This window comes from Streptomyces sp. NPDC088810 (genome assembly GCF_044750305.1).
Taxonomy (GTDB): domain Bacteria; phylum Actinomycetota; class Actinomycetes; order Streptomycetales; family Streptomycetaceae; genus Streptomyces.
In genome coordinates this window covers 485,685-502,335 of the sequence record NZ_JBIVJQ010000005.1, presented here as the reverse complement: position 1 = coordinate 502,335, position 16,651 = coordinate 485,685, and the positions used below count along the sequence as shown (strand labels likewise).

14 protein-coding genes are annotated in these 16,651 nt (G+C 73.5%); 9 read left to right on the top strand and 5 right to left on the bottom strand.

Annotation, left to right across the window (positions count from 1 at the left end):
- Nucleotides 1-93: 93 nt before the first annotated feature.
- From ACIP4Y_RS20090 to ACIP4Y_RS20080, 3 genes are read left to right on the top strand one after another with little or no spacing between them, the layout of a single operon-like run.
- Complete coding sequence (locus tag ACIP4Y_RS20090) at nucleotides 94-2,283, top strand: phosphotransferase family protein (protein ID WP_401395045.1); 2,190 nt, start codon at nucleotides 94-96, stop codon at nucleotides 2,281-2,283.
- Between the two features lie 9 nt (nucleotides 2,284-2,292).
- Nucleotides 2,293-2,907 (top strand): TetR family transcriptional regulator, encoded by a 615-nt coding sequence (locus ACIP4Y_RS20085; RefSeq protein ID WP_401395042.1) that lies wholly within the window; start codon nucleotides 2,293-2,295, stop codon nucleotides 2,905-2,907.
- A 50-nt stretch (nucleotides 2,908-2,957) separates the two neighbouring features.
- On the top strand, nucleotides 2,958-4,988 hold the full coding sequence (locus ACIP4Y_RS20080; protein ID WP_401395039.1) for a HelD family protein: 2,031 nt from the start codon (nucleotides 2,958-2,960) through the stop codon (nucleotides 4,986-4,988).
- Between the two features lie 339 nt (nucleotides 4,989-5,327).
- On the opposite strand, the gene ACIP4Y_RS20075 is transcribed toward ACIP4Y_RS20080, so the two are convergent.
- A complete protein-coding gene (locus ACIP4Y_RS20075; RefSeq protein WP_358640308.1) occupies nucleotides 5,328-7,694 on the bottom strand; it encodes an excinuclease ABC subunit UvrA in 2,367 nt (788 codons plus the stop codon).
- 148 nt (nucleotides 7,695-7,842) lie between these two features.
- On the opposite strand from ACIP4Y_RS20075, the gene ACIP4Y_RS20070 reads away from it, so the two are divergent.
- The 3 genes from ACIP4Y_RS20070 (at nucleotide 7,843) to ACIP4Y_RS20060 (ending at nucleotide 9,443) form a co-directional block, all read left to right on the top strand.
- The gene (locus ACIP4Y_RS20070; RefSeq protein WP_401395035.1) at nucleotides 7,843-8,316 is read left to right on the top strand and encodes a helix-turn-helix domain-containing protein; all 474 of its coding nucleotides are present in this window, start codon (nucleotides 7,843-7,845) and stop codon (nucleotides 8,314-8,316) included.
- 80 nt (nucleotides 8,317-8,396) lie between these two features.
- Nucleotides 8,397-8,990, top strand: coding sequence for a hypothetical protein (locus ACIP4Y_RS20065; RefSeq protein WP_401395032.1), 594 nt, complete (start codon nucleotides 8,397-8,399; stop codon nucleotides 8,988-8,990).
- Nucleotides 8,991-9,098: 108 nt separating this feature from the next.
- Nucleotides 9,099-9,443: a DUF2516 family protein gene (locus ACIP4Y_RS20060; RefSeq protein WP_358640314.1), complete on the top strand. Its 345-nt coding sequence runs from the start codon at nucleotides 9,099-9,101 to the stop codon at nucleotides 9,441-9,443.
- Nucleotides 9,444-9,503: 60 nt separating this feature from the next.
- Here ACIP4Y_RS20060 and ACIP4Y_RS20055 read toward each other — a convergent pair whose 3' ends face one another.
- From ACIP4Y_RS20055 to ACIP4Y_RS20045, 3 genes are all read right to left on the bottom strand, one after another.
- Complete coding sequence (locus ACIP4Y_RS20055) at nucleotides 9,504-10,805, bottom strand: SpoIIE family protein phosphatase (protein ID WP_358640316.1); 1,302 nt, start codon at nucleotides 10,803-10,805, stop codon at nucleotides 9,504-9,506.
- A 334-nt stretch (nucleotides 10,806-11,139) separates the two neighbouring features.
- Nucleotides 11,140-12,243, bottom strand: a complete 1,104-nt coding sequence (locus ACIP4Y_RS20050) for an NlpC/P60 family protein (protein WP_401395029.1) — start codon at nucleotides 12,241-12,243, stop codon at nucleotides 11,140-11,142.
- A 256-nt stretch (nucleotides 12,244-12,499) separates the two neighbouring features.
- A complete protein-coding gene (locus tag ACIP4Y_RS20045; RefSeq protein WP_401395026.1) occupies nucleotides 12,500-13,282 on the bottom strand; it encodes a class I SAM-dependent methyltransferase in 783 nt (260 codons plus the stop codon).
- 253 nt (nucleotides 13,283-13,535) lie between these two features.
- Between ACIP4Y_RS20045 and mshA the strand changes: the two genes are divergently transcribed.
- Both mshA and ACIP4Y_RS20035 read left to right on the top strand, forming a co-directional pair.
- Nucleotides 13,536-14,873, top strand: coding sequence for a D-inositol-3-phosphate glycosyltransferase (gene mshA / locus ACIP4Y_RS20040; protein WP_401395023.1), 1,338 nt, complete (start codon nucleotides 13,536-13,538; stop codon nucleotides 14,871-14,873).
- Nucleotides 14,866-15,381, top strand: coding sequence for a YbjN domain-containing protein (locus ACIP4Y_RS20035; RefSeq protein ID WP_401395020.1), 516 nt, complete (start codon nucleotides 14,866-14,868; stop codon nucleotides 15,379-15,381). The genes mshA and ACIP4Y_RS20035 overlap by 8 nt, the downstream gene beginning before the upstream one ends.
- Here the strand turns inward: ACIP4Y_RS20035 and ACIP4Y_RS20030 are convergent.
- The gene (locus tag ACIP4Y_RS20030) at nucleotides 15,335-16,141 is read right to left on the bottom strand and encodes a helix-turn-helix domain-containing protein (protein WP_401395017.1); all 807 of its coding nucleotides are present in this window, start codon (nucleotides 16,139-16,141) and stop codon (nucleotides 15,335-15,337) included. The two genes, ACIP4Y_RS20035 and ACIP4Y_RS20030, sit on opposite strands and share 47 nt — an antisense overlap.
- On the opposite strand from ACIP4Y_RS20030, the gene ACIP4Y_RS20025 reads away from it, so the two are divergent.
- Complete coding sequence (locus ACIP4Y_RS20025; protein WP_401395014.1) at nucleotides 16,140-16,640, top strand: DUF2000 family protein; 501 nt, start codon at nucleotides 16,140-16,142, stop codon at nucleotides 16,638-16,640. The genes ACIP4Y_RS20030 and ACIP4Y_RS20025 overlap by 2 nt on opposite strands.
- Nucleotides 16,641-16,651: the final 11 nt, after the last annotated feature.

The window sequence follows — 16,651 nt, the reverse complement described above, 5'->3', positions numbered from 1 at the left end:
CGCCCGGCACAGACGAGTGGCGGACCACCCGCGCGGCTGCTCGACTGGCCTCCCGACCCGTCCTTTTTCGCGCGATCGACCCCGGAGCGGCCAGTGGGCGCACCGCCTGTTCCCCGTGCCGCCCGGAGGGACGCCGTCGTCCGGGAGTTCGTGGCCCGTGCCGTCGTAGCGGGCCGGGCGAGCGGGGGTTTCCACCACCGCAACCACGTCGTGCCGCTCACCGAACCGCTGGCCGGGCTGCTGGGCCGGGAGCCGGGCACCCTGGTGACCGTGCGGGTGCCGCGCCCGGACGCGGTGCCGGTGGTGATCCGCACCTGGCCCAGCGAGCCGGAGATCCTGCGGGCGGTGCGCAGGGTGCTCCCGCAGGTGCCGGAGTGCCTGGCCGAGGGCCCCGGATACGCCGTCCACAGCTATGTGGACGGCGCCGTCCTGGCCGACGTCTGCGGTCCCGGCAAGCCGGTCGACGGGCCCCTGCTGAAGGACCTGGCGGAGCTGCTCGCCGCCATCGCCCAGGTGCGCGGCGGCGCCCTGCCGCCGCTGCCCGCCCACCGGCCCCGCAACCACACCGACTCCCAGGGCTTCCTGCGCACCCTGGCCCACCTCGCCGACCAGCAGATCCGGCGGCCCAACCGGCACCGCTACGGCGGCCTGTTCACCGCCCTCGGCGTGCCCGAGGACGCCCTGGCGCGGTTCGCCGACCGGGTCCCGGCGATGACCCGGCGGCCGTACGGGCTGCTCCACGGCGACCTGCACCGCGGCAACCTGGTCCTGCCGGCCGCCGGTACCGCGCCGCTGCACTGCGTGGACTGGGAACTGGCCGGGTACGGCGACCCGTTGCACGACCTCGCCGTCCACCTGGTGCGCATGCGCTACCCCGAGCACCAGCGGCGCGAGGTCGTCGACGCCTGGGCCGAGGCCGTCCAGCGGGTGCGGCCCGCCGCCACCGCCGGCCTGCACCGGGACCTCAGGCACTACCTCGCCTTCGAGCACGCCCGGTCCCTGTACGCCGACGTGGTCCGGGCCGCGCGCTCGCTGGAGGAGTCCTTCGGCCGGGAGCGCCTCCAGCAGGCCACGGCCACCGTCCGCGACGCCCTGCGCGCCGCCGCCGGGCCGCTGCAGCTGGGCCGGGTGCCCGCGCCGGACGAGATCGAGCGGATCCTGTTCCGGCGCGGGGCGTCGGGCAGTCCGCGCAAGCGGGTCATCGGCTGGAGACCGGACCGGCGCGTCCCCGAGCACCCCGACTTCCCCCGCTCCGCCGTCGCCGACGCGCTGTTCCTGGAGGGCGCCGCCCCGGCCGGCCGGGTGTTCAAGGGTGCCGCGCACCTGAACACGGTGCTCCGGGTGCCCGGCACCCCGTTCCCGGTCGTCGTCCGCCGCGAGGCGACCGTCGTCCTGCGGCGCGAGACCGGCTTCCTGAGCGAGCACGCCGTCCTGCGGGCGATCGAGCGGTCCGGGGTGCCGGTGGCGGCGCCCCGGGTGCTGGCGCTGGGGGAGAGCCACGCGACCGACCCCCGCCTGCGCTACCGCGGGGACCGCTTCGCCGTCCACACCTACGAGGGCACCGCCGACCTCGGCCGCCGCCCCGAGCACCCGGTCGACGGGCTCCGGCCGCACGAGGCCGACTGCCTGGTCGACCAGCTGGCCGCGCTGACCCTGGTCGACCACGCCCCGCTCGACCCGCTCGGCGGCCCGCCCGGCTTCTACGCCCGGCTCAGCGACCAGCTGGTGGCGCTGGTCGCCGGCCTGCCCAAGGAGTCCCAGCAGCTGGCCCGCTTCCTCGGGCTGCCCGACGCGCCCCGGCTGCGCGAGATCCTCGCCCGGCACCGGGTCACCCCCCGCGACCCCGCCCTGCTGCACGGCGACCTCAACCCGTGGAACCTGGTGCGCCGCGACGACGGCCCGCCGCTCACCCTGATCGACTGGGAGATGGCGCTGATCGGCGACCCGCTGTACGACCTGGTCCGGCACATGCACCTCACCCCGACCCGCCCGGAGATCCGGGACCGCATGTTCCGCCGCTGGGAGGCCCGGCTGGCCCCGCGCTTCACCCAGGGCTGGCAGCGGGACTGGCGGGTGTACCGCTGGACCGAGCTGGTCCGCTCGGCCTACGTCGACCTCGACCGCCTGGTCACCGGTACCGCCCTGGACGCGCCCAACGTGCGGCGCGCGGTGGAGTCGTACGCCATGACCCTGGCCGCCGCCACCGCCTCGCTGGGCCTGTCGTCCCGGCGGCGCGGCGGTCCGGACCTGGCCTGGCCGCCGGTGCCGGGCGGTGCTGCGTAGGCTCGCCCCATGGGTGAGATGGGCCTGCGCGAGCGCAAGAAGCAGCGGATGTACCAGGACGTGTCGGACACCGCCGTACGGCTGTTCCTGGAACGGGGCTTCGACGCGGTGTCCGTGGCGGAGGTCGCCGCCGCGGCCGGGATCTCCAAGCCGACCCTCTTCCGGTACTTCCCGGCCAAGGAGGACCTGGTCCTGCACCGGATCGCGGACCACGAGACGGAGGCCGCGCGGGTGGCGGCCGGTGCGGCCGACCCGGTGGACGCGCTGCGCCGGAACTTCCTCGCCGGCCTGGACCGGCGCGACCCGGTCACCGGCCTGAACGACCACCCGCAGGTGCTCGCCTTCCACCGGCTGCTCTACGGCACCCCGGCCCTGGTGGCGCGGGCGTACGCCCATGTGGAGCGGTCCGAGGCGGCGCTCGCCGAAGCACTCGGGGGCGGTCTGGAGGCGCGGCTGGCCGCCGGGCAGATCATCGCCGTCCAGCGGATCCTCGCCCAGGAGAACTGGCGGCGGATCGCGGCGGGCGAGCCCGTGGAGACCGTGGCGCCGGAGGCGGTACGGGCGGCCGAGCGGGCGTTCCGGCGGCTGGCGGAGGGACTGCCGGAGCTCCGGAGAGTTTTGTGAGACTCGGTTAAAAACTTAACTCGGTTACATATCTGCCGTACGCTGGCGGCATGACGTCACTCGACTCCGCCCTCAAGGACACCCTGCAGACCGAGCGCGCCTACCACGACACCTGCCGTACGGCCCTCGCCGCCATGGTCGAGGGCGCCGCCGAACAGGTCGTCATCGGCGAGGACGTCTCCGCCTCCGGAGCCGACGCCGAAGTCCTCGGCCACCGGCTGCGCAGCCAGGCCAAGGCCCTGCGCGAACTCCCGCCCGGCCCGCTGTTCTTCGGCCGGCTCGACTTCGCCGACGACGACCCCGCACACGGCGGCCAGAGCTACCACGTCGGCCGCGTGCGGATCACCGAGGACCCGGCCGCCCCGCCGCTCGTCGTCGACTGGCGGGCCCCCGTCTCCCGCGCCTTCTACCAGGCCGGCGCCCGCGACCCGCAGGGCGTGGCGGTCCGGCGCCGGTTCGGCTGGGCGCCCGGCGCAGGGGGCGACTCCGCCGGCCTCACCGGCCTGGAGGACGAGCACCTGGCCCGGGGCGAGTCCCGGACCAGCGACATCGTGGCCCGCGAGATCGAGCGGCCCCGCGTCGGACCCATGCGGGACATCGCCGCCACCATCCAGCCCGAGCAGGACGACCTCGTCCGGGCCGCCCTCGCCGACTCCGTGTGCGTGCAGGGCGCCCCCGGTACCGGCAAGACCGCCGTCGGCCTGCACCGGGCCGCCTACCTGCTCTACACCCACCCCAAGCGGCTCCAGCGCTCCGGTCTGCTGATCCTCGGCCCGAACCGCACCTTCCTCTCCTACATCGCCGAGGTGCTGCCCTCCCTCGGCGAGACCGGCGTCCGTCAGTCCACGCTGCTGGACGAGATCGCCCGCCACCCGGCCACCGGCACCGACCCGGTGCGGACCGCCGTGGTCAAACACGACCCGCGCATGGCCGAGGTGCTGCGCCGGGCGCTGTACGCGCGCGTGACCGCCGACGGCGTGACCGACCTCGCCGTACCCGACGGCTCCTACCGCTGGCGGGTGCCCGCCGGCGAACTCGCCGAGATCGTCGCGGAGGTACGCGCCGAGGAACCGCCGTACGCCGTCGGGCGCGAGCGGGTGCGCACCCGGGTGGTACGGCGGCTGCGTGACCGTGCCGAACGGCGCTCCGGGGTGCTGCCCGCCTCCTGGGTGCGCCGCGTCGAGCGCTGCCGGCCGCTCACCGAGCAGCTCGATGCCGTGTGGCCGAAGGTCCGGCCCGAGGAGATCCTCGCCGAACTCCTCACCGACGCCGACGCGTTGGCCCGATCGGCCGACGGCCTGCTGGACCCCGACGAGCAGGCGGCGCTGCTGTGGCCGCGCCCGCCGCGCTCCTACAAGTCGGCCCGCTGGTCACCCGCCGACCTGGTCCTGCTGGACGAACTCGCCGGGCTCGTCGAACACCCCGAGGGCTACGGCCACCTCGTCGTGGACGAGGCGCAGGACCTCTCGCCGATGGAGTGCCGGGCCATCGCCCGCCGGGCCGTGTTCGGCTCGCTGACCGTCCTCGGCGACCTCGCCCAGGGCACCACCCCGTGGGCCGCCCGCGACTGGTCCGTGCAGCTGCGCCACCTCGGCCGGCCGGAGGCGGCCGTGGTACCGCTGACCACCGGGTTCCGGGTGCCCGCGGCCGTCCTGGAGCTCGCCAACCGGCTGCTCGCCCGGCTCGACGTGGCCGTACCCGCCGCCACCTCCCTGCGCAGCGACGGCGAGTCGACCCTCCGGCCCACCGACGACCTGCTCGGCACCACCGTGACCGCCGCCCGCGAGGCCCTCGCCCGGGAGGGCTCCGTCGGCGTGGTCACGGCCGACGCGGACACCGACCGGGTCCGGGCGGCGCTCACCGACGCCGGCCTCGACCCGGCCGGCCCCGACGCACTCGGCGCCCGGCTGACCCTCGTCCCCGCGAGCGCGGTCAAGGGCCTGGAGTACGACCACGTCATCGCCGTGGAACCGGCCGCCGTGGCCGAGGCGGAGCCCCGCGGCGCGCACCGCCTGTACGTGGTGCTGACCCGCGCGGTGTCCCGCTTGGACGTGGTGCACACCCGGCCGCTGCCGTTCTGAAGCGTGACGCCTCCGGCGGGGGGCAGGCCGGCGTGCCGAAGGGGCAGGGAGCGGTGTCCGACGCGCGACTCCGCCGCGTGGGCGCGACCACCGGCCCCCGAAGGGGCGCGGGGAACTGCGCGACCAGCCCCCACACACCCGCACCCGGGCCCCTGCGGAGGCGTCACGCGCCGATGGCCCGCTGAAGGGGCGCGGGGAACTGCGCGACCAGCCCCCACGCACCCGCACCCGGGCCCCCTGCGGGAGGCGTCACGCGCCGATGGCCCCTGAAGGGGCGCGGGGAACTGCGCGACCAGCCCCCACGCACCCGCACCAGCGCACCCGCACCCGCCGGAGGCGTCACGCGCCGATGTACTCCGCAAGGTGTTCCCCGGTGACCGTCGACCGCCCAGCGACCAGCTCGGCCGGCGTGCCCTCGAAGACCACGCGGCCGCCGTCGTGGCCGGCGCCGGGGCCGAGGTCGATGATCCAGTCGGCGTGCGCCATGACCGCCTGGTGGTGCTCGATGACGATCACCGACTTGCCGGCGTCGACCAGCCGGTCGAGCAGGCCCAGCAACTGCTCGACGTCGGCGAGGTGCAGACCGGTGGTCGGCTCGTCCAGGACGTAGACGCCACCCTTGTCGGCCATGTGCGTGGCCAGCTTCAGCCGCTGCCGCTCACCGCCGGACAGCGTGGTGAGCGGCTGGCCGAGGGTGAGGTACCCGAGTCCGACGTCGGCCATGTTCCGCAGGATCCGGTGGGCGGCCGGCGTACGGGCCTCCCCGTCGCCGAAGAACGCCTCGGCCTCCGTCACCGGCATCGCCAGCACCTCGCTGATGTCCCGGCCGCCGAGCCGGTACTCCAGTACCGAGGAGTCGAACCGCCTGCCCTCGCAGTCCTCGCAGGTGGTGGCGACCCCGGCCATCATCGCCAGGTCGGTGTAGATGACCCCGGCGCCGTTGCAGGTGGGGCAGGCACCCTCGGAGTTGGCGCTGAACAGCGCCGGCTTCACGCCGTTGGCCTTGGCGAACGCCTTGCGGATCGGGTCGAGCAGCCCGGTGTACGTCGCCGGGTTGCTGCGCCGCGAGCCGCGGATCGGCGCCTGGTCGACCGAGACCACGCCCTCGCCGGCCGGGATCGACCCGTGCACCAGCGAGCTCTTGCCGGAGCCGGCGACCCCGGTGACGACCACCAGCACGCCGAGCGGGATGTCGACGTCGACGCCCTGGAGGTTGTGCGCCCGCGCATCGCGGATCTTCAGCGCGCCGGTGGGCTTGCGGACCGTCTCCTTCAGCGCCGCCCGGTCGTCCAGGTGCCGCCCGGTGAGCGTGCCGCTGGCCCGCAGCCCCTCGACGGTGCCCTCGAAGCAGACCGTGCCGCCCGCCGTACCGGCGCCCGGGCCGAGGTCCACCACGTGGTCGGCGATCGCGATGACCTCCGGCTTGTGCTCCACGACGAGCACCGTGTTGCCCTTGTCCCGCAGCCGCAGCAGCAGGCCGTTCATCCGCTGGATGTCGTGCGGGTGCAGGCCCGCCGTCGGCTCGTCGAAGACGTAGGTGACGTCGGTGAGCGAGGAACCGAGGTGGCGGATCATCTTGACGCGCTGCGCCTCACCGCCCGACAGCGTGCCCGCGGGCCGGTCCAGCGAGAGGTAGCCGAGCCCGATCTCCACGAACGAGTCGAGGCTCTGCTGCAGCGAGGTGAGCAGCGGCGCCACCGACGGCTCGTCGAGGGCGCGCACCCAGTCGGCCAGGTCCCTGATCTCCATCCGGCAGGCGTCCGCGATGGAGATGTCCCCGATCTTCGAGGTGCGGGCGTGCTCGGCGAGCCGGGTGCCGTCGCAGTCCGGGCAGGTGGCGAAGGTGACCGCACGCTCCACGAACGCCCGGATGTGCGGCTGCATCGCCTCCTTGTCCTTGGACAGCATCGACTTCTGGATGCGCGGGATCAGACCCTCGTAGGTCATGTTGATGCCCGCGATCTTCATCCGGGTCGGCTCGCGGTGCAGGAGGTCGTGCAGCTCCTTCTTCGTGAACGAGCGGATCGGCTTGTCCGGGTCGAAGAAGCCGGACTCCGCGTACAGCCGGGAGTTCCAGCCGCCACCGGTGTAGCCGGGGATGGTGAAGGCGCCCTCGTTGATCGACTTGCTGTCGTCGTAGAGCTGGGTCAGGTCGAGGTCGGAGACCGAGCCGCGGCCCTCGCAGCGCGGGCACATGCCGCCGACCTTGTTGAAGGTGACCTTCTCCGCCTTCTTGGCGCCGCGCTCGACCTTGATCGCACCGGACGCCGAGACCGAGGGCACGTTGAAGGCGAACGCCCCGGGCGGGCCGACGTAGGGCTTGCCGAGGCGGCTGAACAGGATCCGCAGCATCGCGTTGGCGTCGGTGGCGGTGCCCACCGTGGAGCGCGGGTCGGCGCCCATCCGCTGCTGGTCGACGCTGATCACGGTGGTCAGACCGTCGAGGACGTCGACCTCGGGCCGCGCCAGGTTCGGCATGAAGCCCTGGACGAATGCGCTGTACGTCTCGTTGATCAGCCGCTGCGACTCGGCGGCGATGGTGTCGAACACCAGCGAGCTCTTGCCCGAGCCGGAGACCCCGGTGAACACCGTCAGCCGGCGCTTGGGGATCTCGACGCTGACGTCCTTGAGGTTGTTCTCGCGTGCCCCGTGCACACGGATCAGGTCGTGACGGTCGGCGGCGTGCTGTGCGATGGCGTCGTCCATGCGGGTCACCGTAGCGGCGCTCCCGGCGCGGGCGCTTCTCCGTTCCTGACACTTCCCGCACCCTGTTACCGACGCTTCCCCGACCCTCGACACACTCTTGCAAGCAGGATGCTTGCAATTGTTAGCGCGGGTGGGGCATGGTGGAGGCATGGCATCGCTGAACGTCGGCAATCTCGGTGAGTACCTGCGCGAACAGCGGCGGAACGCCCAGCTGTCGCTGCGGCAGCTCGCCGACGCCGCCGGGGTGTCCAACCCGTACCTGAGCCAGATCGAGCGCGGGCTGCGCAAGCCCAGCGCGGAGGTGCTCCAGCAGGTCGCCAAGGCCCTGCGCATCTCCGCCGAGACGCTGTACGTCCGCGCCGGCATCCTCGACGCCGAGCGGGACCGGGACGACGTGGAGACCCGGGCGGTCATCCTCGCCGACCCGTCCCTCAACGAGCGGCAGAAGCAGGTGCTGCTCCAGATCTACGACTCCTTCCGCAAGGAGAACGGATTCCGGGGCGGCGCCGAGGACGGGGACGGGGCCGCGGACCAGGGGCCCGGCGACGGCGGCCCTGCGGCCGGCGCGGGCGATGCCGCAGGAAGTGACACGGACGCCGGTCCGCGGCGGACGGCCGGATAAGCCGGACCAGGGCTCCGGACGCCCGCCGCGGACCACACCAACCCAGCCGAACGCGAATCCGATCCGGGAGGACCCTCACCATGGCCATCACCGACGACCTGCGCAAGACCCTCAGCGACCCGACTCCGCTCTACTTCGCCGCCGGTACCGCCAACCTGGCGCTTCAGCAGGCCAAGAAGGTGCCGGCCCTGGTCGAGCAGCTGCGCGCCGAGGCGCCGGCCCGCATCGAGGCCGTGCGCAACACCGACCCCAAGGCCGTGCAGGAGAAGGCCACCGCCCGCGCCAAGGAGGCGCAGGAGACCCTCCAGGCCAAGGTCACCGGGTTCATCGGCACTCTCGACGTCGACCTGAAGAAGCTCGGCGAGACCGCCCAGGACCTCGCCCTGCGCAGTGTCGGCGTCGCCGCCGAGTACGCCGTCAAGGCCCGCGAGACCTACGAGCGGGTCGCCGAGCACGGCGAGCAGGCCGTGAAGACCTGGCGCGGCGAGGCCGCCGAGGAGATCGAGGAACTGGCGATCGCCGTCGAGGGCAAGCCCGAGCCGGTCCAGGCCAAGGACGACGAGCCGAAGCCGGCCGAGGCCGACGCCGGGCCCGCCGCAAAGCCCGCGGCGAAGAAGGCTCCGGCCCCGCGCAAGACCACCACCGTGAAGAAGACCGTCCCGCCGGCCAAGTGACCATGGCCGACGATACGGGTCCGGGCCGGGCACCTTTGGGGTGTCCGGCCCGTTCTATGGGTACGGTGGCGGCGTAGCAGGACCGGCAATCAACGGGCGGTGGACAGCATGCTGATGTTGGGCTTCGCGGGATTCATGGGCATCCTGAAGATCATTCTGATGGCCCTGGCCGCGTTCGGGCTGTTCGACGCCGCGTTCCGGCGCGAGGACGCCTTCCGCGCGGCCGACAAGCAGAACAAGGTCTTCTGGCTGATCATCCTCGGCATCGCGCTCGTGGTCAGCTACCTGTTCTCGCTCCTGTCGATCCTCCCCATCGCCGGCGCGGTCGCGAGCATCGTCTACATCGTCGACGTCCGCCCCGCCCTCCAGCAGGTGGGCGGCGGCCGCGGCTGGGGCCGCCGCCGGGGGAGCAGCAGCGACGGCCCGTACGGCCCGTACAACGGGGGTCGCTGACGCCCCCGAAGGGGCGCGGGGCTGTGTTCGGTACACCGAACCCCTACGGCGAGGTCCCGCTCACGCCGTCCGATCCAGCAGCACCACCGCGACGTCGTCGGTCAGCTCACCCCCGTTGAGGTCCCGCACCTCGCTCACCGCGGCCCGCAGCAGCTGCTCGCCCCGCAGCCCCTCGGAGAGCTGCCGGCGGATCATCTCCAGCATGCCGTCCTGACCGAGCCGCTCCCCGCCCTCACCGACGCGGCCCTCGATCAGGCCGTCGGTGTAGAGCATCAGGCTCCACTCGGCGCCCAGCTCCACCTGCATCCGCGGCCAGCGGGCGCCGGGCAGCAGCCCGAGCGCGGGGCCGTTGTTGTCGTACGGCAGCAGCCGCGCCGGGCGGCCCGGGCGGGCGATCAGCGGGGCCGGGTGGCCGGCCAGGCACAGGCCCGCCCGGCGGCCGTCGGGGGCGATGTCCACCGTGCACAGCGTCGCGAAGATCTCCTCGTCGGCCCGCTCGTGCTCCAGCACCTGCTGCATGGTGTTCAGCAGCTCGTCCCCGCACAGCCCGGCCAGGGTCAGCGCCCGCCAGGCGATGCGCAGCTCCACGCCGAGCGCGGCCTCGTCCGGGCCGTGCCCGCAGACGTCGCCGATCATGGCGTGCACGGTGCCGTCGGGGGTGCGGACGGCGTCGTAGAAGTCGCCGCCGAGCAGCGCCCGGGAGCGGCCCGGGCGGTAGCGCGCGGCGAAGCGCAGCGAGGAGCCCTCCAGCAGCGGGGTCGGCAGCAGGCCGCGCTCCAGGCGGCGGTTCTCCTGCGCGCGCAGCCTGCCCTCGGCGAGCCGGCGCTCGGCCGTGTCGGACCGCTTGCGCTCCACCGCGTACCGGATGGCACGGCTGAGCAGCCGGCCGTCCAGCTCGTCCCGGAAGAGGTAGTCCTGGGCGCCCACGCGCACGGCCTCGGCGCCGCGCTCGGCGTCGCCGGAGGCGGTCAGCGCGAGCACGGCGTGCCGGGGCGCGAGCTGGAGGACGTGCTTGAGCACGGCCAGCTCGTCGTCGGTGTCGCTGCCGCCCGGCGCCGGGAGCGCCAGGTCCAGCAGGATGCAGTGGACGTCGTCGGTGAGCAGCCGCTCGGCCTCGGTGAGGTTGCGGGCGGTGCGGACGCGGATCGGCTTGCCGGCCGAGTCCAGCAGGTCGGGCACGATCGGCGAGCCGGCCGGATCGTCCTCGATCAGCAGCAGGGTGAGAGTGGCGCCGGTGCCGTTCACGGGCGTGGCGTCGCGGTGGGCCTCTTCCTTGAGGGGGCCGCCGGCTGTGCGGGCGGCCTGCGCCTGACCACTCTCCACGGCCGGGATCGCTCTCTGCCGCGGTACGGGTACGGGCATCGTCTTGGGTTCCTTCCCTCCCCCCGAGGGCACGGCGGCGTCGAGGGGTCTCGACCCACCGACCGGGACCATAGCGGCTGTGGCCGCCCCGATGGAATGGTGTGAGCCGCGTCGCTCCGGGTCCCGCCGCTGTCATATGCCGCGTTTTGTACCGCAGTTGGACACGGTGACGGCCCGGGCGGGATGACGAAGCTCACGTCCTGCGTGCGTTTGGGCGGGGGTTGGCCGTGCGGTGGGTCACATGACGCACGTCACCGGGTCCACGGTGCGTCCCGCACCGGGCACATGGCACGTCCGGCACCGGCCGCGTGGCCGGCCGGCTGCCGTGGCGCGCTCACGCGTCCGGTCGTACGACGCCCAGGATCGGCATCGAGCCGGCGCCCGTTATCGTCACCGTGCGCCCGGGGCGCGGGGCGTGGATGATCGCGCCGTCGCCGATGTACATCCCGACATGGCTGGCGTCGGAGAAGTAGATGACGAGGTCGCCGGGGCGCATGTCCTTCACGTCGACGTGCTGGAGCTGCTTCCACTGCTCCTGCGAGGTGCGCGGGACGGGGTGCCCGGCCGCCGCCCAGGCCTGGGAGGTCAGGCCCGAGCAGTCGAAGGAGTCCGGCCCCTCGGCACCCCACACGTACGGCTTGCCGAGCTGCTGGGTGGCGTACTTCACGGCCTTCTCGCCCTGCGCGGAGGCCTTGCCGTGGACGTCCTCGAGGACGCCGGTGTCCAGCCAGGCGGTCTGCGCCTTGTTCGCGGCCTCCCGCTCCAGCTGGGCGAGCCGTTCCTTCTCCTTCTTCTCCAGCCGGGACTGGAGCTTCTCGGCCGCGTCGATCTGCTTCTCGATCTTCTTCTTGGCGGCGGCCTTGGCCTTGCGGTTGGCTTCCAGCTGCTGCCAGCGGTCGGAGGCGTCGTCGGCGTACTGCTGCAAGTCCCGCTGCGTGCGCGCCTTTTCCGCCATCAGCGTCTTCGCCGCCTGCTGGCCCTGGATCACCCGGCCGGCGCCGTCGAGGAACTGGCCCGGGTCGTCGCTCAGCAGGAACTGGACGCTGGAGGACAGGCCGCCGGTGCGGTACTGGTCGCGGGCCGCGGCGCCCGCCTGGTCCTTGAGCTTCTCCAGCTTCTGCCGGCCCTCGACGATCTTCTTCGCCAGCGCCACGATCTCGGCGGACTGCTTCTTCGCCTTCTCCTCCGCCGCGTTGTAGGCGTCGGTGGCCACGGCCGCGTCGTGGTAGAGCCGGTCGAGCTTTTCGCGGACCTCCTCAAGGTCCATGTCCGGCGCGGGAGTCGCCGCCGGTGCGGGTGTCGCCGTCGGCGTGGGGGCCGCCTTCTGCGTGGGGGCGGGCGCGACGGACGCGAACGCCGTGCCGGGCGCCGAAAGGACGGTCACCGCGCAGACCACGGTCAGGGCGGTCGTGAGCAGGCCGCGCTTGCCCGAACGCATACCTCTTCCCCCAAACTGATTTACCGTCAGTAACTTACGGTCGCCTGAGGGATCGTGCCACGGCCGCGCGCGATGCGACAGAGGTCGTCGGAAACCGGATTTCCCCCGCTCACCGCCGGATACGACGATCTCCTCGCCGGTGTGACGAACGACGCACGGGGATCGTTCCGTCTCCGGCGACCCGAACGGGTGAAGCGCGCAAGGGTGATGTGCGGACGGGCGGTGTCCGGGCCGGCAGTACCCGGCCGGGCGGGGGTCAGCTCCGACCCGGTCCGCCCTGGGGTGCCAACGCGCCCCAGGCCACCGTCACTTCGCCCTGCCGCCGGCGGGCCGGGGAGTCCGTCACCGGCCAGTCGGCCGTCAGGTCCCCTACCGCGCGCAGCCAGCGCTGCCGGGCGCCGTAGGCCGCGTACGGCGCGGCGGCGGCCCAGGCGCGGTCGAAGTCGCGGAGGAAGGCGTGCACCGGCTCGCCCGGGACATTGCGGTGGATCAGCGCCTTCGGCAGGCGTTCGGCGAGGTCGGAGGGGCGGTCCAGGGAGCCGAGCCGGGTGGCGAAGGTGACCGTGCGCGGGCCCTCGGGGCCGAGCGCCACCCACACGTGCCGCCGCCCGATCTCGTCACACGTGCCCTCGACCAGCAGCCCGTCCGGCGCGAGCCGCGCGCACAGCTGCCGCCACACCGCGGCCACCTCGTCCTCGTCGTACTGGCGCAGGACGTTCGCCGCGCGGATCAGCAGCGGCCGCTCGGGGACCGGCACCTCGAAGCCGCCGTGCCGGAAGACCAGGCCCTCTCGCTCGTACGGCCGGGCCGCGGCGACCCGGGCGGGCTCGATCTCGATACCGACCACGCGCGCGCGGGGCGCCGTCGCGCGGAGCCGGGTCAGCAGTTCCACGGCCGTCCAGGGTGCGGCGCCGTAGCCCAGGTCGACGGCCACCGGATCGCTCGCGCGCCGCAGCGCGGCGCCGTGCACGGCCGCGATCCAGCGGTCCATGCGGCGGAGCCGGTTGGGGTTGGTCGTCCCGCGCGTCACCGTGCCCACGACGGGGGTCCCCTTGCTCGAACGAAGCCGAGGGTGGGGGAGGGACATTGCGCGGGCTGCCATGCGTACGAGGGTAAGCGCCCCCCGGGGCACCCCGCCGACGCGATCCGTATTCGAACCGTTGAGCGATTGGGGGTAATGATTCGGCAAAGCCGCTTGTTCGGGAAATGACCGGGCACCCGCTCGCTGTTGGACCCCCTTGAGGGCGAGGTGGGCCCTCGGCAGGCACGCCCGCAGCAAGGAGGAACGCCACGTGAGCCAGTACGTCAGCAGGCTCGGGCGACGTTCCCCGTCGGCCGGCGCGCGGCTCCGGCTGCACCGCAGGCCCCGCCGGGTGGCCATGCTCTCCGTGCACACCTCCCCGCTCCACCAGCCCGGCACCGGCGACGCCGGCGGCATGAACGTCTACATCGTGGAACTGGCCCAGCGGCTGGCCGCGATCAACATCGAGGTGGAGATCTTCACCCGGGCCACGGCCGGCGGCCTGCCCGCCTCCGTGGAGCTGGCCCCCGGCGTCCTCGTCCGGCACGTCGACGCGGGCCCCTACGAGGGTCTGGCCAAGGAGGACCTCCCGGCCCAGCTGTGCGCCTTCACGCACGGCGTGATGCAGGCGTGGGCCGGCCACCGCCCCGGCCACTACGACCTCGTCCACTCGCACTACTGGCTCTCCGGCCACGTCGGCTGGCTCGCCGCCCAGCGCTGGGGCGTGCCCCTGGTGCACGCCATGCACACCATGGCCAAGGTCAAGAACGCCAACCTGGCCGACGGCGACACCCCCGAGCCCGCCGCCCGCGTCATCGGCGAGACCCAGATCGTGTCCGCCGCCGACCGGCTCATCGCCAACACCGCCGAGGAGGCCGGCGAGCTGGTACGGCACTACGCGGCCGAGCCCGCCAAGGTCGCCGTGGTCCACCCCGGCGTCAACCTCGACCGCTTCCGCACCGCCGACGGCCGGGCCGCCGCCCGCGCCCGTCTCGGCCTCCCGCAGGACGCCCTGATCCCGCTCTTCGCCGGCCGCATACAGCCCCTGAAGGCGCCGGACGTCCTCCTGCGTGCCGTGGCCGTCCTGCTGGACGAGCGCCCCGACCTGCGCTCCCGCATCCTCGTCCCGGTCGTCGGCGGCCCCAGCGGCAGCGGGCTCGCCAAGCCGGAAGGCCTGCAGAAGCTCGCGGCCCGGCTGGGCATAGCGGACGTCGTACGGTTCCGCCCGCCGGTCGGCCAGGAGCAGCTGGCGGACTGGTTCCGGGCCGCGTCCGTGCTGGTCATGCCGTCGTACAGCGAGTCCTTCGGCCTGGTCGCCGTGGAGGCGCAGGCGGCCGGCACCCCCGTCGTCGCGGCCTCCGTCGGCGGCCTGCCGGTCGCCGTGCGCGACGGCGAGACCGGCTTCCTCGTCGAGGGCCACAACCCGGCCGACTACGCGCGCGTCCTGCGCCGTTTCGCCGACCAGCCGGATCTTTCCCCGCGCATGGGCGAGGCCGCCGCCCGGCACGCCCAGTCCTTCGGCTGGGACACGGCCGCCGCCGCCACCGCCGACGTCTACACGGCCGCGACCCAGTCCCACCGCCGTCGCGTACGCTCCCATCATGGGTGACGTGGAGAAGGCCGGACAGGTCCTGGAGGGCGTCTTCAAGGACGCGGAGCTGGAGTGGGAGAACCCCGAGCCCGGTAACTACGTGGTCAAGCTCCCCGGCAGCCGGAAGCTGTCCACCACGGTGTCCTTCCTCGTCGGCCGCCACTCCCTGTCGCTGAACGCCTTCGTCATCCGTCACCCCGACGAGAACGAGACCGGCGTCCACCGCTGGCTGCTGGAGCGCAACCTCAAGCTCTACGGCGTGAGTTACGCCGTCGACCGCCTCGGCGACATCTACGTCACCTCACGGCTCCCCCTCGCCTGCGTCACCCCGGACGAGATCGACCGCCTCCTCGGCCAGGTCCTGGAAGCGGCCGACGGCGCCTTCAACACCCTCCTGGAACTGGGCTTCGCCTCCTCGATCCGCAAGGAGTACGCCTGGCGGGTCTCACGCGGCGAGTCCACGCGGAACCTGGAGGCGTTCATGCACCTGATCGACCGCCCGGCGGACGGTAGCGACCGGGGGTGACCCCGACCAGCTTCTTGAAGTGCCGGGTGAGATGGGCCTGGTCGTAGAACCCGGCCGCCGGGGCCACCTCGCCGGGCGGCAGCCCGTCGAGCAGCAGCCGCCGGGCCCGCCCGACCCGCCGGGACATCAGGTACTGGTGCGGGGCGATGCCGTACGCACCGCTGAACGCCCGGACGAGATGCGCCGGATGAGCATGCAGCAGCCGGCCGGCTTCCTCCAGCGAGACCCCCTCGACGACCCGCGCGTCCAGCAACTCGCGCAGCTCACGGGCGAGTACGGGATCCGCGAGCCGTCCCTGCCGGGGCCGCCGGCGCAGATGGTCCCGCAGTCGCTCCGCGACGAGGGCCAGCCTGCTCTCCGCCTCCAGCTCGTCGCCGGGCCGGGCGAGGGCGGAGTGCAACTGCCCGACGCGCCGCCGGAGTACGGGATCCCGCAGATCGGGGGAGTCCACGGCCGGCCCGATGAACTCCTCCGCGAGCCGGCTGCTGTCCAGGTAGACCACGCGCTTGCGGAAGCCCCCCGGCGTGGCCGGCGACCCGTTGTGCGGCACGTGCGGCGGCAGCAGCGACACGGTGTCGTGCGGGGTGCCGTGCTCGTGCCGGTCCAGGTCGTACCGCACGGCCCCGTCGTCCACGATCAGCAGCGTCCAGGCGTCGTGGACGTGCATCGGATAGGCGTACTCGGTGAAGCGGGCGTGGAAGACCTCGGTGACGCCCGGGACCCGGGGGCGCCACGCGGTGACTTCCTGCCCGGCGGCCATGCAAGGAACGTACAAGACGAGGCCGCGCTCCAGCGGCGAGTCTCACTCCATGAACACCGAACCGAACGCCGACCCCCGTCCCGCCCCCGTCCGCTTCGACACGAAGATCGCCGTGCTGCTGCGCGACGACCTGGAGACCTGGCAGCGGCTGAACGTCACCGCCTTCCTGGTCAGCGGCTTGGGCAGTGCGGTCCCCGAGGCGGTCGGCGCCCCGTACGAGGACGCGGACGGGGTGCCGTACCTGCCCATGTTCCGCCAGCCGGTACTGGTCTTCGAGGGCACCAAGGAGACCCTGAAGGCGGCCCACGGCAGGGCACTGGGCCGCGCCCTGCCCTGCGCGGTGTTCACGGCGGACCTGTTCGCCACGGGCCACGACCGCGACAACCGCGCTGCGGTCCGCGCCGTCCCGACGGCCGACCTGGACCTGGTGGGCCTGGCGGTGTACGGCCCCCGGAACGGCGTGGACAAGGTCCTGAAGGGCGCGAGGATGCACCCGTGACGGTGAGCCGC